General features: G+C 38.1%; 15 protein-coding genes. 4 read left to right on the forward strand and 11 right to left on the reverse strand.

The genetic code is table 11. The features are described 5' to 3' along the window. Positions 1-89: 89 nt before the first annotated feature. The 4 genes from desA to J1899_RS12175 all read right to left on the reverse strand — a co-directional run bounded on the left by desA (position 90) and on the right by J1899_RS12175 (position 4,163). Complete coding sequence (desA, locus tag J1899_RS12160) at positions 90-1,118, reverse strand: Delta(5) desaturase DesA (protein ID WP_214473979.1); 1,029 nt, start codon at positions 1,116-1,118, stop codon at positions 90-92. A 100-nt stretch (positions 1,119-1,218) separates the two neighbouring features. Further along, positions 1,219-1,797, reverse strand: coding sequence for a branched-chain amino acid aminotransferase (locus tag J1899_RS12165; RefSeq protein ID WP_214473980.1), 579 nt, complete (start codon positions 1,795-1,797; stop codon positions 1,219-1,221). A gap of 18 nt (positions 1,798-1,815) precedes the next feature. Beyond that, positions 1,816-2,991: a DEAD/DEAH box helicase gene (locus J1899_RS12170; RefSeq protein ID WP_214473981.1), complete on the reverse strand. Its 1,176-nt coding sequence runs from the start codon at positions 2,989-2,991 to the stop codon at positions 1,816-1,818. A gap of 440 nt (positions 2,992-3,431) precedes the next feature. Then, the gene (locus tag J1899_RS12175; RefSeq protein ID WP_214473983.1) at positions 3,432-4,163 is read right to left on the reverse strand and encodes a DsbA family oxidoreductase; all 732 of its coding nucleotides are present in this window, start codon (positions 4,161-4,163) and stop codon (positions 3,432-3,434) included. Between the two features lie 212 nt (positions 4,164-4,375). On the opposite strand from J1899_RS12175, the gene J1899_RS12180 reads away from it, so the two are divergent. Then, on the forward strand, positions 4,376-4,912 hold the full coding sequence (locus tag J1899_RS12180; protein ID WP_066445255.1) for a ribonuclease H-like YkuK family protein: 537 nt from the start codon (positions 4,376-4,378) through the stop codon (positions 4,910-4,912). A gap of 66 nt (positions 4,913-4,978) precedes the next feature. Here J1899_RS12180 and J1899_RS12185 read toward each other — a convergent pair whose 3' ends face one another. Continuing rightward, positions 4,979-5,440 carry an SRPBCC family protein gene (locus tag J1899_RS12185; RefSeq protein ID WP_066445253.1) on the reverse strand — a complete coding sequence of 154 codons (462 nt, stop codon included), beginning with the start codon at positions 5,438-5,440 and terminating at the stop codon, positions 4,979-4,981. A 182-nt stretch (positions 5,441-5,622) separates the two neighbouring features. On the opposite strand from J1899_RS12185, the gene J1899_RS12190 reads away from it, so the two are divergent. Then, positions 5,623-6,756: a zinc-dependent alcohol dehydrogenase gene (locus J1899_RS12190; RefSeq protein WP_066445251.1), complete on the forward strand. Its 1,134-nt coding sequence runs from the start codon at positions 5,623-5,625 to the stop codon at positions 6,754-6,756. 71 nt (positions 6,757-6,827) lie between these two features. On the opposite strand, the gene J1899_RS12195 is transcribed toward J1899_RS12190, so the two are convergent. Further along, positions 6,828-9,401: a helicase-related protein gene (locus J1899_RS12195; protein ID WP_214473985.1), complete on the reverse strand. Its 2,574-nt coding sequence runs from the start codon at positions 9,399-9,401 to the stop codon at positions 6,828-6,830. Between the two features lie 305 nt (positions 9,402-9,706). Between J1899_RS12195 and J1899_RS12200 the strand changes: the two genes are divergently transcribed. Further along, positions 9,707-10,240 (forward strand): YceI family protein, encoded by a 534-nt coding sequence (locus tag J1899_RS12200; RefSeq protein WP_214473987.1) that lies wholly within the window; start codon positions 9,707-9,709, stop codon positions 10,238-10,240. A 400-nt stretch (positions 10,241-10,640) separates the two neighbouring features. Continuing rightward, the gene (locus J1899_RS12205; protein WP_214473989.1) at positions 10,641-10,904 is read left to right on the forward strand and encodes a YpbS family protein; all 264 of its coding nucleotides are present in this window, start codon (positions 10,641-10,643) and stop codon (positions 10,902-10,904) included. Positions 10,905-10,911: 7 nt separating this feature from the next. On the opposite strand, the gene J1899_RS12210 is transcribed toward J1899_RS12205, so the two are convergent. The 5 genes from J1899_RS12210 to J1899_RS12230 form a co-directional block, all read right to left on the reverse strand. Next, complete coding sequence (locus J1899_RS12210; RefSeq protein WP_214473990.1) at positions 10,912-11,259, reverse strand: MGMT family protein; 348 nt, start codon at positions 11,257-11,259, stop codon at positions 10,912-10,914. A gap of 18 nt (positions 11,260-11,277) precedes the next feature. Continuing rightward, a complete protein-coding gene (gene mug, locus J1899_RS12215; protein WP_214473992.1) occupies positions 11,278-11,793 on the reverse strand; it encodes a G/U mismatch-specific DNA glycosylase in 516 nt (171 codons plus the stop codon). Between the two features lie 70 nt (positions 11,794-11,863). After that, positions 11,864-12,301: a peptidylprolyl isomerase gene (locus tag J1899_RS12220; protein WP_066445226.1), complete on the reverse strand. Its 438-nt coding sequence runs from the start codon at positions 12,299-12,301 to the stop codon at positions 11,864-11,866. A gap of 618 nt (positions 12,302-12,919) precedes the next feature. Beyond that, on the reverse strand, positions 12,920-13,441 hold the full coding sequence (locus tag J1899_RS12225; RefSeq protein ID WP_214473996.1) for an HD domain-containing protein: 522 nt from the start codon (positions 13,439-13,441) through the stop codon (positions 12,920-12,922). A 44-nt stretch (positions 13,442-13,485) separates the two neighbouring features. Then, positions 13,486-13,680 (reverse strand): hypothetical protein, encoded by a 195-nt coding sequence (locus J1899_RS12230; RefSeq protein WP_066451587.1) that lies wholly within the window; start codon positions 13,678-13,680, stop codon positions 13,486-13,488. Positions 13,681-13,780: the final 100 nt, after the last annotated feature.

Here is a 13,780-nt window from a genome sequence, read left to right on the forward strand (position 1 = left end):
AGCTTTAACAATTAAACATGATGCAGCTGCTGCACTGCTTCAATGGATAAAATAGAACTCCTTTGCAAAAAACAAAGGAGTTTTTACTTTTATGCCTTATCTGTTACAACTGTATTGCTCTTTTGAATATATTTTTTCACAGCTTTATAGCCAACAAAGTTTTTATTTTCTTCGTCCCATAGTTTAAAGCGTAGAGATTCCAGACTTTTGGCCATCGTAATGGTTGGAGCATGCTGCAGTGCCTCAGATTCATTATGAGCCTCTTCTAAAAGGTAATTGGGCACTCTTGGACTCAAATGATGCACATGGTGGAAACCAATGTTTCCAGTCAGCCATTGCAGTATTTTTGGAAGTTTGTAATAAGAGCTTCCTTCAACCGCCGCCTTAACATACTCCCACTCTGAATCTACTTCAAAGTATGATTGTTCAAATGTATGCTGAATATAGAACAGCCAGATCCCTGCAGATCCTGAGAGAAGAAAGATTGGCAGCTGAACCAGCAGAAAAGCTTCCCAGCCGATTAACCAGCACAATCCGCTATATAGAGCTGCTATTGAAATATTCGTTATATATGTGTTAAGTCGCTCTTTCCATTTTGCATCCTTACGGTTAAAGCGATTGATAATTAAAAATTGATAAATAGGTCCTAATCCAAACATAATGAATGGATTACGATAAAGCCTGTACCCTACCTTTGTCCAGAACGGTGCGTCTATATATTCTTGAACCGTTAAAACCCATATGTCTCCGGTTCCGCGCTTATCAAGGTTGCTGCTTGTCGCATGGTGGATAGAGTGATCACGCTGCCATTGGGTAAACGGGAATAGCGTTATAACACCGGCAATGGTACCGATAATTTTATTGGCTTTTCTGCTTTTAAAAAACGAATTGTGACAGCAATCATGAAAGATAATGAAAATCCGGACTAAAAATCCTGATGCAATGACAGATAGAGCCAAAGTTAGAAGGTATGATACCTCTAAACTTAAATAGGCTGCATACCATAATGCAAAAAAAGGAACTAAAGTGTTAATTAATTGTCTAATGCTTGCGTTTCTATTGGCCTTTTCAAATGGCGCCATTTCTTTTTTTAAGCTAGTGAGCAGCTGTTTTGTCATGAATTCATTTCCTTTCATGTGTTTATATATCTATCATAAGAAAACGATATCAATCCGAAAAGACATAGCTGTCATACACGTTACATGATAAATGTCATGGTCACCTGTTATTTTCTAAATCAACAACCATTTTAAATATAAACTGATAGCTATGTGAAAGTACTTCCTCAATCGTCATATCTTCTGAAAATCCATTGAGATAGCTGATCGGCAAATTGATATCCCATAATCCATCATTTCCATTAAAAAGAATTGAATACTTTGCTTCTGGAGGGAATTTTTCAGATAGTATTTTTCGAAGGTGATCTCCATACTTTTTTTGCTTTTTCAGACCAAATATAATGTCATATGTATGAAAGACATCGTTTTCTTCAAGTATTATTCCTTCAATTCCTATGTTTTCAAACCACTTTGATTCCATATATAAAAATTCCTGCTGATTTGATCGTAAATAAGAGATCTTTTCTTGTAAAAAAGAGTTTGTTTCTTCACCTAAAAACTCTTCTGTTTCTTTGTTTCCGCGTTCAATGTACAGATCAGTCCATCTTTGCTGTGATGGCAGAACTTCATTGATTTCTTCTGCGGAAATCAGGCTGTTTGCGATTGCATACTCTTTTTCCTCATTAAATAGCTTAATTGGCTGTTGTTCTAAAAGTTTCTTTATTTCTGCAGTAAGCATTTTGCACCTCTTCTATTATTATTTTCTATGTTTTCCATATCTTTTTTTCGAATGATGTTCTCTGTTTTGTTGCGGCTGTTGTGGTTCCATTGTCCTTTTGGAGAGTTTAGCAGATAAATCATTTTCAATCTGTTCAAGTTTGGACATTTCCGCTCTAGTATATAATGTGATCGCCAACCCTCTCATGCCAGCTCTTCCAGTCCTGCCAATGCGGTGAATATAGCTGTCTGTATCAAGTGGAATGTCATAATTAAAAACATGTGTGACACCTTCGACATCGAGTCCGCGGGCTGCGACATCTGTTGCTATTAAAAGTTGAAACTCATTCTCTCGGAACGCTCTCATCGTTTCTTCCCGCTTTGCCTGGGAAAGGCCGCCGTGCAGCTCAGCACATGAAAATCCTTTTTCCATTAAAGATTGATATAATTTCGTCACTCTCCTTTTGGTTCTGCAAAAGATAATCGCTAAGAATGGACGATGTGTACGCAAAATATCAATCAGCGTTTGCTGCTTGGCACGATCAGTTGTATAGTAGGCAAGCTGTTTGATATGTTCAGCTTTTTTATATAATTTTTTCGTTTCGATCAGCCGCGGATCATTCATATATGATACTGATAGCTTTTTAATATCCTCAGGCATTGTAGCAGAAAAAAGCAGCGTCTGTCGCTGAGCTGTACACGCAGAGATGATTTTTTCAACTTCATTAAGAAAACCAATATGGAGCATTTGATCTGCTTCGTCAAGGACCAGCATTGATACATGTGCTAAATCAATACTGCCTCTATTCATATGGTCAATGATCCTGCCGGGCGTTCCAACAGCAATATGGACTGAGCTGCTGAGAGATGACAGCTGTTTTTCAACATCCTGACCGCCATAGACCGCCAGCACATTGAGACCTTCCTTAACATGAATCAATTTTTCCAGTTCATCAGTTACTTGAAGAGCGAGCTCTCGAGTGGGTGTAACGATTAAGGCTTGAATGATATTTAAGGCCGGATCCACATGATCTAAAATAGGCAAAATGAATGCAAATGTTTTTCCTGTTCCTGTCTGTGCTAATGCAACAAGATCGTTTCCTGCAATGATCTGTGGAATCGCTTTGTTTTGAATATCTGTCGGATGAATAAATCCAGCCTGTTCAACAGCTGCTGCAAGGGAAGGAGATAATCCTAATTGATTAAAATTCGGCAAACAAACTTCCTACTTTCTTCTATGTATTCGTTACATATCATGCTTGTAAATACAAAAAAATGCAAGTGTACAAATGAATGATATAGAGTTGCTATTTATATATTTAGAAGTGGGTAGTAAAAAATTAAAATACTTTGTCTAAAACAACGAATATTCTATATTATGGTTGGCGTTTTAAAACCAGCCCGCTCCACTGCGCTGCGGACCCTCGCTTTCCGCGGGAAGGAAGCTGAGCCTCCTCGAAGCAAAGCTTCTGCGGGGTCTCACCCTTTCCTCTATTGCCCACTGGAGTCGAGTGTCCTCCGCTCCATTTCACTCATGTTTAAAAAGAACAAATTTTAAAACAACAATAAAAAACCGAATGATTAGAAAGATTCGCTTCTAACCATTCGGTTATATTATCGAGTTAGATTTTTATGTCCCAGCCTATGAACCATTGCTTAGTTTTCGTCTTTTCCAGGAAGCTCACATTCATCGCCAGAGCAGCTTTCTGACTTCGTTTCAAAGTCAAACGTTTTGAGAACTGGCGTTTCATTTTCTTCTTCCCATACTTTTTTGAGAGCACCTTCAAAGGTCTCCTGTGGCTGCGCACCAGAAATAGCGTATTTATTATTGATAATAAAGAAAGGAACACCAGTGATCTGATATTGCTGTGCCAGTGCTTCATCTATTCTTACATCATTGGCAAATTTAGCTTCATCTGCCAGCACTTCTTTTACTTCATCTCCAGAAAGTCCTGCTTCTTCTGCCACTGCAATAAGTGTTTCATGATCACTTAAGTTTTTGGACTCTGTAAAATACGCCGCAAGCAGCTTTTCCGTTACAGCAGCTTCTTTGCCTTTTTCACCAGCAAATTTTGCCAGACGGTGAGCATCGAATGTGTTTGTCGGTTTCATTTCATCAAAAACGAATGTTAAACCTTCTGCAGCTGCCTGCTGTTTCAATCCTTCATTTGTCTGCTTTGCCTGCTGTACTGACATGCCATATTTAGCAGCCAGCATTTCATGTATGTTCTCACCATTATTTGTTTTCGCATTCGGATCTAATTCAAAGCTTTTAAATTCCACTTCGACCTGCTCACTATGTTCAAATGCAACAATGGCCTTTTCTAATCTTCTTTTTCCTATATAACAGAATGGGCATACAAAATCTGACCATACTTGAATTTTCATTAATAATCATCCTCTCTTGCCATCATCATAGCATATTGTTTAACAGAAACGCTGAATTGATGCTCAACATGCAGGAAATGACCAGGGAACAAAAAGCAGAATATGCCCCTTACAGAAAAAAGTGACAAACTTTCTTGTATACAGCAATATACTGTAACAAGCAAAGACATGAATGTACTGGACGGCCAAAACAAAAAATGAGTGGTGATTGGATGGAAACCGAACAGGAAAACAGCTTTGTTTTTCAAAATCTGCAAGAGACTGCGATGTCATTTGATGATGTTTTTAGTAAAATTATCTCTTTTATGAGACTTGATCCGCGCTCCAGTTTTCGGCTGATGGTTGGAACTGATTCACAAGTCCATCCTGATAAAACCTTGTTTATTACGGGAATTGTCATTCAAAGAGAAGGAAAAGGGGCATGGGCATGCATTAAAAAAATGAGTTTAAAACGAAAAATGCATTCACTTCATGAACGAATTTCGTATGAAACTGCCCTGACAGAAGAAGTTGTGTCTTTATTTACCAATGATAAAAAAATACAATTGGCAGACATTGTGCTCCCTTTTATATATAGCGGCGCATCTTTTGTAATGGAAGGGCATCTTGATATTGGAGCCGGCAAGCGGAACAAAACGAGAGAATATGTACAGGAAATGGTTGCAAGAATTCAATCAGCAGGCTTTGAACCCGTCATAAAGCCCGATGCATTTGTTGCATCGAGCTACGCAAATAAGTATACAAAATAAATCGTACATGGAGCAGGCTGCTAAAGCCTGTTTTATTATTTTTTAAATAAATCCTTGCCCTCTTACTTAATTTCTTTGAATTGGCGCTAATGGCTGTTCTGCCTTTTCAGCAACCGCTTCAGTCAGTTCCTTTGTGATTTCCGGCAAGGAGGATTTCATAATGGAATTAGCCATTTTCGCCATCATTCCTTCTGCTGTTAAGTCCAAAAATCCGGTCATTTCGACTTTCTTACCTTCCGATACTTGCGCAGAGAAATAGCCGCTACCTGATAATTTTTCGTTAATACCAGTAAGTTGAAAGGCTACTTTGTGCGGTTCTGACCATTCTGTAATATCTACTTGTAATTCAATTTTCTTTTTCATTACACCAATATCTGTGTAAAAACTCCATAATGATTGATTGTCATTGACCTTTCTGTGACTAATATATCCTGGAACAAGCGGTGCCCAATTGTCCATTACATGAACAAAATTCCATAATTGCTGAATTGGCAGGTCAACTTCCACTGTATGACTGTAATTTGGCATAGAAGACGCTCCTTTTTTTGAAGTTAAAACTAGCTCATTACCATGTTTATACAGTGCTAGACCAATTCATGCCAACATAATGGCACATAGCAAAAATCATTCCGTCCATGATTCTTCAAGGATTGAAATAGGCCTTTAAACAAATAATAAACAAGAGATATAGAGAAAAAGGAGTGAAATCAGTGAAAGCTGTCACATACCAAGGACCAAATACAATATCAGTTGATCATGTGGAAGACCCAGCTATAACGAAAAAGGATGACATTATTGTAAAAATTACAACAACAGCGATTTGCGGATCAGATTTGCATCTGTATCAAGGAAACTTTCCTTTGCCTCCAGGGTATATCATTGGACATGAGCCGATGGGAATTGTGGAAGAAGTCGGACCAGAAGTGACAAAGGTCAAAAAAGGAGATCGTGTTGTTGTTCCTTTCAATGTTTCCTGCGGAGAATGTCAATATTGCAAAAGTGATGAAACCAGCCAATGTGATAATTCAAATCCACACTATGATTCAGGCGGCTATTTCGGCTATTCAGAAAAATTTGGTGATCACCCAGGAGGCCAAGCGGAATACTTAAAGGTTCCTTTTGGCAACTTTACTCCATTTAAAATCCCTGAATCCTGTGAGCTTGAAGATGAATCCCTTGTTTTCTTATCAGATGTTATCCCAACAGCTTATTGGAGTGTCAAGAATGCTGGTGTTAAAAAGGGTGATTCTGTCATTATTTTAGGAAGCGGGCCAATCGGCCTAATGGCGCAAAAGTTTGCTTGGCTTGAAGGGGCTTCACGGGTAATCGCCGTTGACCATTTACCTTACCGCCTTCAGCATGCTGCTGCAACGAATAAAGTTGAAACCTTTGATTTTACCGATTATCCAGATATGGGAGAACATTTAAAAGAAATCACAAAAGGCGGAGCAGATGTCGTCATTGATTGTGTTGGCATGGATGGTAAAAAATCACCGCTGGAATATATTGAACAAAAAATGAAGCTTCAAGGCGGGACACTTGGTCCTATTCAAATTGCAACAAAAGCCGTCCGAAAGTCAGGTGTTGTTCAGTTGACAGGTGTGTATGGAGGAAATTACAATCTCTTCCCGCTTGGAGCTTTTTTCTCGAGAAACGTTACATTAAAAATGGGACAGGCCCCAGTTATACCGATTATGCCCGAGTTATATAAGCAGATAACTGATGGATTGTTTGATCCTACTGAAATAATCACACATAAGATCACATTAGATGATGCTCCTAAAGGCTACAAGGTGTTTAACAATCATGAAGATGATTGTATTAAAGTTGTTTTGAAACCATAACATAAATAAAGACGCAATACATTCACATAACAGGTGTGAATGTATTGCGTCTTTTTTGTTTGCAGATGCTTTTACCTTTTATAGTATCGTTGACGATATGGGCGAGTTTGATGGCAATCATCACAAATTTGAAAATCATGTTCCCAAGGAAGCTGTTTGCCGCATCGTTTACATTTTTTTGTTAAGTTGCGAACATCTGAATTTAGCTTGTCATGAACATGCTGGCTGATTTCTTCCCTTACCCGTTCCCAGTACAGTGCTTCCGTTCTTTGATCAAGCCTGTACAAAAATAACAAATGAAGCCCAATTGCTTTATAGCTCAGCTCTAGTTCTTCTAAGTTCTTATTTTTTAATCGCGGCTCTGGCATTTCAGAACCATCGACAATCGCATACATCGTTTCTTCCCAAAGTCTGATTAAGTCTGTCTCTTTTTTTGAAAAAGGCAGATGCAAAAAACCATATAGATCTGTTAAAGGCAGTTTTGCCTCAATCTCGGTACCGCGAACAATACTATATAGCTCCCGTTCTTCATGTAGTGCCGCTTTAACTGTACCTGCCGGACTTTCAAATTTATCCCATAGCTCAAAAAATAAGCCTAGATCGCGGGAATATTTTTGAAAGCGTTCGAAAACGCCCTGTGTAGGAGCGATCGCAAAGGAAAAAACAGGTTCATCTTTCATAAGCAGAAGCTGCCCCATTTCCTTCACGTCTTTGACAAAGCTGACCATTCCTTTATTGTAAAGACCCTTCCTTCCAGCTCTGCCGGCAATTTGCTTCACTTCCTGTGATGTAAGCTGCCTGCGTCTTGTGCCGTCAAATTTCTCATTTTCAAGAAAAACAACGCGGCGGATCGGCAAATTAAGTCCCATTCCAATGGCATCAGTTGAAACAATAACAGTTGTCTGCCCATTGACAAATTGCTGTACTTGCTTTTTTCTTGTTTCTGGCGGCATACTGCCATAGATCATACTGACTGAATGTCCTGCGTTCTGCAGTCTTGAAGCTGTCTCAAGTACTTTTCTTCGTGAAAAGCAAATGAGCGCATCCCCTTTTTTAACAAATTTAAACTGAAACTCTCGATCCTCGACTTGCAGCGGCGTATCCCTGGTATACTCTTTCACAGTGACATCGGAATCTTCGAGCAGCTGAAGCAGCATCGGTTTTGCACTTTTACTGCCGATTATATGAACTTCTTTTGCATTCGCTTTTGTAATCGCTTTGTACCATGAAAAACCGCGATCCTTATCGGTAATCATTTGTGCTTCATCAATCACAATGATGTCATAATATTGTTTTTCATAATACATTTCGACGGTACAAGCCATATGGGCAGCATTGTCTACAATTTTTTCTTCTTCACCCGTTTTTAATGAACATGGTGTACCATCTTGATTTAGCTTTTCAAATACCTCTAATGCTAAAAGGCGAAGCGGAGCTAAATAGATGCCACTATCTTTCTTTTTCATCTCTTCAAGAGCATGATACGTTTTCCCTGTATTTGTGTCACCGATGTGGAGCGTAAATTTCACTGGCCGATCAACAGACGGACTATATTCGGCTCCAAATATATCAGAAAGCATACTCTCTTCTTCTTCTTTCTTCCTTTTTCGCTCTGCCCGTTCCTCCTGTTCCCGCTTTTTGCGCTCAGCGAGGTGTTCTTCATACAACTGATTATGAACAGACTCTTCAAATGGAAGCTTCGCTAATCCTAAAAGATTTTCTGCATACTCATCTTGAATTAATTCAATAAAATGCTCCGTCAATTCTCCAAACAAATAAGAAACCTTTTTCTTTAAAATACTGCCAGTAAGTGCTTTCTCATAAACATTTTCGTATTGTTCAAAAATGGAATGCGGCATATTTTCCAACAGCATTACCTGCAAGGCATCTGATAAAAAGGAACGAATAGCTCGTTCATAAATATAAAAGTAGGTTTCATATTCAAAATACCATCTGCCTCTATACATGGTCTTATGAATATTGCCTGTAAGCTCTTCAAAGAAATCTCCCATTTTGCTGAATGGTTCGAAAGAAAATGCTCCGATTTCTTCCAGCTGCTCTTCAAGTGCTGTTGTTTCAATTTTTCTATATCGAACCTTTGCTGATACATCATTTAAAAGCTGCTTTGCAATATGATATCTTAGCTTCAGGTAAAGAGACCTTTCATTTTGAATAATCAGACCTTCTGTTAAGTTCTCAATCACCTCATGAAGTTTTTGCTTTTCCATCTCTTTATTGCGGACAGCCTGCTTTAACTTGAATTGTTTTCGAGCATGATTAAAACGTTCATTCCATTTATCATCCTGATGAGAGAATCCTTCCAGCAGCCATCTTTCAGCATCAAATGGCCGGTAATCACTAATCTCTTTTTTAAAAAGCTGATTGATCAGTTTTTTGTCAGCTGAAACGGTCTCAATGCCCTTCTCTTCTAAATACTGCCGTTTCTTATGTCTGGACATTTTATTGTGCGCCTTATTCACCCAGACATTTTTCCAAATTTGTTCAATATAAATTAAACGATCCTGCATATATTCCTGAAAGGATGGCTGCACACTCCTGCTGCCTAGATAAGCATCCAAATCCTCTAAAATTTTATCTTTTGTATGTTGAACTGCGTCCTTATGAATATAATCGAGAAACTCCATTTATGTACCCCTTTTATGTAAAATAACGTCTAGTTTTCTTATTGTATCATGATCAATACTTATACATCGCTGTTTATCCTTTATTATGAAGTTACGAAGTGAAAATATCCATAATACACCCCTATTCTCTTTTGAAATGAGTATAAGCTTATCATTTTTTGCAGTAGTATTAATTTTTTGAAAACAACTGTAAAGTTCTGAAAAAAAGAATTGACACCTCATCTAAATCCTCATATAATTTATCTAGAATTAATATATCTTGAATTAAAGATAAATAAATAATAACTATTTGGAGGAGATTTAAAATGGCTAAAACAAAATGGGCTTTAGATCAAACACACAGTGCGGTAGATTTCTCAATCAAACACATGATGATTGCAAATGTTAAAGGTTCTTTCAAAAAATTTGATGCAGTGATTGAAGCTGATACTGCTGATTTAACAACAGCAACGATTGAATTCACAGTAGACCTTGCAAGCATTGATACAAGAAACGAAGACCGTGACAACCACCTTCGTTCAGCTGATTTCTTCGATGTAGAAAATCACCCGGTATTAACGTTTAAAGCAACAAACATCGTAAGCGAGGGTGATGGAGATTATCTAATTACTGGTGATCTTACACTCAACGGCATTACTAAATCTGAAACATTAAATGCAACTTACGAAGGTTCTGGAAAAGATCCATGGGGAAATGAAAAAGCAGGCTTTAGTGTTGAAGGTGTTCTTAAAAGAAGCGATTATGGTCTAACTTGGAACACAGCATTAGAAACTGGCGGCGTTTTAGTCGGCGATAAAGTAAAAATTCAACTTGAACTTCAAGCAGCAAAAGCTGAATAATTTTCAAACGAAAAAGAGGCTGGGACATAAGTATTTAACACACTCATAGAACCGAATGGTTAGGAAGTTATCTTTCTAATCATTCGGTTTTTTATTTATGATTATAAAATATATTTTATTAACATGAGTGAAATGGAGCGGAGGACCCTCGACTCCTGTGGGCAATAGAGGAAAAGGTGAGACCCCGCAGAAGCTTAGCTTCGAGGAGGCTCAGCTTGTGATCCCACGAAAAAACAGGGTCCGCAGCGCAGTGGAACGGACTTGTTTAAACACCCAAACCAAGATAGTGAATATTCGTGTTTTAGAAAGATTAATTTCGTTTTGTCCCAGCCTCTTTCTTTTATCTGGTCCGCATAGTATGATTGTGTCACTGATACAATGATTCAGGGGGAAAGTATAGATGAGTGTACATAAAGCTATTACTAATCATGTGAAGAAACAAAACAGCAGAATCATAGAGTTTATCAGACTTGATCATGAAAGAGAACGTTATATTGATATTGCTGTTCAAAATTGTCAGGCTGGTAAGGCATTTAGTGTGACCGAAATAAATGCAATCACAGGAAAAATGAACGAATTAGCCAAGCTGGGAGCTGTTCCCCAACGAAAAATTGTCACGGCAGAAATGGTTGAAGAATATGCTGAAAAATTAGGAACATCCTGAAGACTTCTTATTCCCATGGGAAGTCTTCTTTTTCTTTTTTAAAGGCCATTTCACCCGTATATTTATAATGGTTTAAGTCGATCCTCTGATCTTCTTGAATGAAAACACCCTCATTTTCTAACAATTCCTTCTGCCTATTAGCAAGTTCTTGATTATGTAAAACAATTTTCCCTTGCGCATTAACCACTCGATGCCATGGCAGCGAATACTTTTCACTCATAGAATGCAAAATTCGGGCTACTTGTCTTGCTCCCCTTTTGCTGCCTGCAATGGCAGCAATCTGACCATAAGTCATTACACTGCCAGAAGGTATTTCTTTAATAATTTCCAGTACTTTTACTGTAAAAGGCAGCATACTGAAATACCTCCTCTCTTATTGCTGTAACTCTGTTAATTGTTTATTTACCAGCTTATATATATCGACTATCTCATTGAGTTTCATGCGAACAAGTCCACTAGATGAAGGAGCGACAAAATCAATGATTCCCGGTACAACAGAAGTTTCTTGAATACCCCAAGGAATCTTTTTCTTTTTTGCCAGTTGCTCATATACTCCCTTTCCTACATAACAGGCAATTTTAGGCTGGTATGTTTGTAGCTTTTCAGCGAGAAGTAATCGTCCTTCATTGTATTCTTCTTTGGTTATTTCATCTGCAGCCTTTGTTGGACGTGCCACGATATTTGTTAACCCATAGTTTAACTCTAATAATTCCTGATCTTGTTCAGGCAAATATTGATAAGGCGTCAAGCCTGATTCATGAAGGATCTTCCAAAAACGGTTGCTGCGGTTCGCGAAATGATGGCCGGTTTCAGATGATTTTATGCTGGGGTTAAAACCAATAAATAACACATCCAAATCCGGGCTTATAATATCATTTACTGGCTTCATAGCGCACCTCTTTTTATTAGTTTAAAAAAACACATAGAAAAAGAGCCGAAGTCGACTCTTTTTCAAATGATTATGCTTCAGTAACGACTACTTTCTCCATTACATCGCCATTATTCATATCTGTTACTGCATCCATACCTGAAGTTACTTTACCAAATACAGTATGCACACCATTTAAGTGCGGCTGTTGCTCATGTACGATAAAGAATTGGCTTCCGCCCGTATCTTTTCCGGCATGTGCCATTGATAAAGAACCAACTTCGTGCTTATGAGGATTTCCTTCTGTTTCACATTTGATTGTGTAGCCAGGTCCGCCAGTTCCTGTTCCGTTAGGGCAGCCACCTTGGCTAACAAATCCAGGAATTACACGGTGGAAAGTTAATCCATCATAGAACCCTTCATTTGCAAGCTTTTCAAAGTTTGCAACCGTTCCAGGTGCTTCATTAGGATATAATTCGAATTCTACTTTTTTACCGTTTTGCAGTTGTATGTATCCTTTTTTAGTCATTAAAAGCATCTCCTTTGTTTAAAATCCTCTTACATATTACCATTAAACTGTACAAGAACAAAATTATTTGCAGTTTAATATAGGAAATGCATGGTTTCAGAATCTTATAAATCAACCAAAGAATTCGAAAAATAATAGTAAGATTAGAATAATAATTCCGTAAAATGATAAATGCAAGAAAACAGTAGTTAGATTGTACTTTAGATTATCAAATGAGATCGCTGATTTTTTCGTTCTGGGCCGCATGCTATCCACCTTCCTTAATTAAATAGTATCCAAAAATGAGATTTAGGACAATATTATTACGACAAAAAGAGGGGATAGCGGCATTATTCTGCTGAAAAGAGGTCAAAAGAACTAACTGATTTCTTGGAATTACTTCTCAAAATAACCCCAAAGGAGGATTAATCTTTTATGTTGTTTGTTCCATTGCGCTGCGGTCCCTCGCTTTCCGAGGGGAGGAAGCTGAGCCTCCTCGGCAAGCCTGCGGGGTCTCACCTTTTCCTCTACTTCCCTCCGGAGTCGAGGGTCCTCCGCTCCATTTCACCTGGTTCTATAATTAGTATCCAAACTTAAAAATACCATCAATAAGACAGTTTCCCAGCTTCTTATACCAACTTATTTATTCTCCATTATAAACTTCTCAATTCTTGCATCCAATTCCTGCAGGCTTTTAAGGGCGCGGTCGTATTCTAAGGTGCGGTAGTGATGGGCACCGCCTGGTTCTTCATCTAATTCGTCAGCTGTTTTGACAATAGTTTGCAGCGGAGTACGGATCACTTCGCCTCCTGGCATAAATGAGTCAGTGTGAAAAAGGATAGCTAGCGCAATTTCCTTAGCTTTGACCGGATTTTCACCAAGTCGGATAAGCAGTTTATGGGCTCTTTCAGCACCTTTTATGGCGTGAATATCGTTCTTTTTATATAAATCATAATCCCATTTTCCATTTTTGTACCAAGTATAATGGCCAATGTCATGAAGGAAGCCTGCTTTGGCAGCACTGTCTGGATCAACTCCTTGCTCTTTTGCCAGACGAAATGCATGATAACTGACAGCAATAGCATGGGCCAGACCCGAACGTGTTACATATTTTTGTGCAATTCTGTGCTGATAGATCTCAGTTAAGGTAACATCCCTCATGTTCCACTCTCCTTACCATCCAGAAAGATATCGATATCGTCATCTTACATTTTTTTACCCATCTTTTTTTGCTTTAACATAATATCATATGATTTTTCAATGATATCGGTTAGAACGTCTCCTTTATAAACACGTCCAAATTTTGTATTCTCCTGATAATATTCGACGATTTCATCTAACTTATTATTCGTATCTTTTTTTAATCTTACATTTACCTGGATTCTTTGATCTGAACTCATAATTATCACCTCATATAGCATATGATAACATAAATATAGCAAAGTGCTAGCAGTTGATAACATGAATATTTCTCTCTTATTTACTAAGTATTCTTGTGTT

Origin of the sequence: Cytobacillus gottheilii (assembly GCF_018582665.1) — a bacterium.
Classification (GTDB): Bacteria; Bacillota; Bacilli; order Bacillales; family Cytobacillaceae; genus Cytobacillus; species Cytobacillus gottheilii.

Coding starts and splice junctions, on each gene's coding strand:
- J1899_RS12195 (WP_214473985.1), bottom strand. CDS start 9,401: ATGGAGTTTCTCGATTATATTCATAAGGACGCAGTTCAACATACAAAA.
- J1899_RS12225 (WP_214473996.1), bottom strand. CDS start 13,441: ATGAGGGATGTTACCTTAACTGAGATCTATCAGCACAGAATTGCACAA.
- J1899_RS12210 (WP_214473990.1), bottom strand. CDS start 11,259: ATGCTGCCTTTTACAGTAAAAGTACTGGAAATTATTAAAGAAATACCT.
- J1899_RS12180 (WP_066445255.1), top strand. CDS start 4,376: ATGGAAACCGAACAGGAAAACAGCTTTGTTTTTCAAAATCTGCAAGAG.
- J1899_RS12230 (WP_066451587.1), bottom strand. CDS start 13,680: ATGAGTTCAGATCAAAGAATCCAGGTAAATGTAAGATTAAAAAAAGAT.
- mug (WP_214473992.1), bottom strand. CDS start 11,793: ATGAAGCCAGTAAATGATATTATAAGCCCGGATTTGGATGTGTTATTT.
- J1899_RS12175 (WP_214473983.1), bottom strand. CDS start 4,163: ATGAAAATTCAAGTATGGTCAGATTTTGTATGCCCATTCTGTTATATA.
- J1899_RS12165 (WP_214473980.1), bottom strand. CDS start 1,797: ATGCTTACTGCAGAAATAAAGAAACTTTTAGAACAACAGCCAATTAAG.
- desA (WP_214473979.1), bottom strand. CDS start 1,118: ATGACAAAACAGCTGCTCACTAGCTTAAAAAAAGAAATGGCGCCATTT.
- J1899_RS12185 (WP_066445253.1), bottom strand. CDS start 5,440: ATGCCAAATTACAGTCATACAGTGGAAGTTGACCTGCCAATTCAGCAA.
- J1899_RS12220 (WP_066445226.1), bottom strand. CDS start 12,301: ATGACTAAAAAAGGATACATACAACTGCAAAACGGTAAAAAAGTAGAA.
- J1899_RS12205 (WP_214473989.1), top strand. CDS start 10,641: ATGAGTGTACATAAAGCTATTACTAATCATGTGAAGAAACAAAACAGC.
- J1899_RS12200 (WP_214473987.1), top strand. CDS start 9,707: ATGGCTAAAACAAAATGGGCTTTAGATCAAACACACAGTGCGGTAGAT.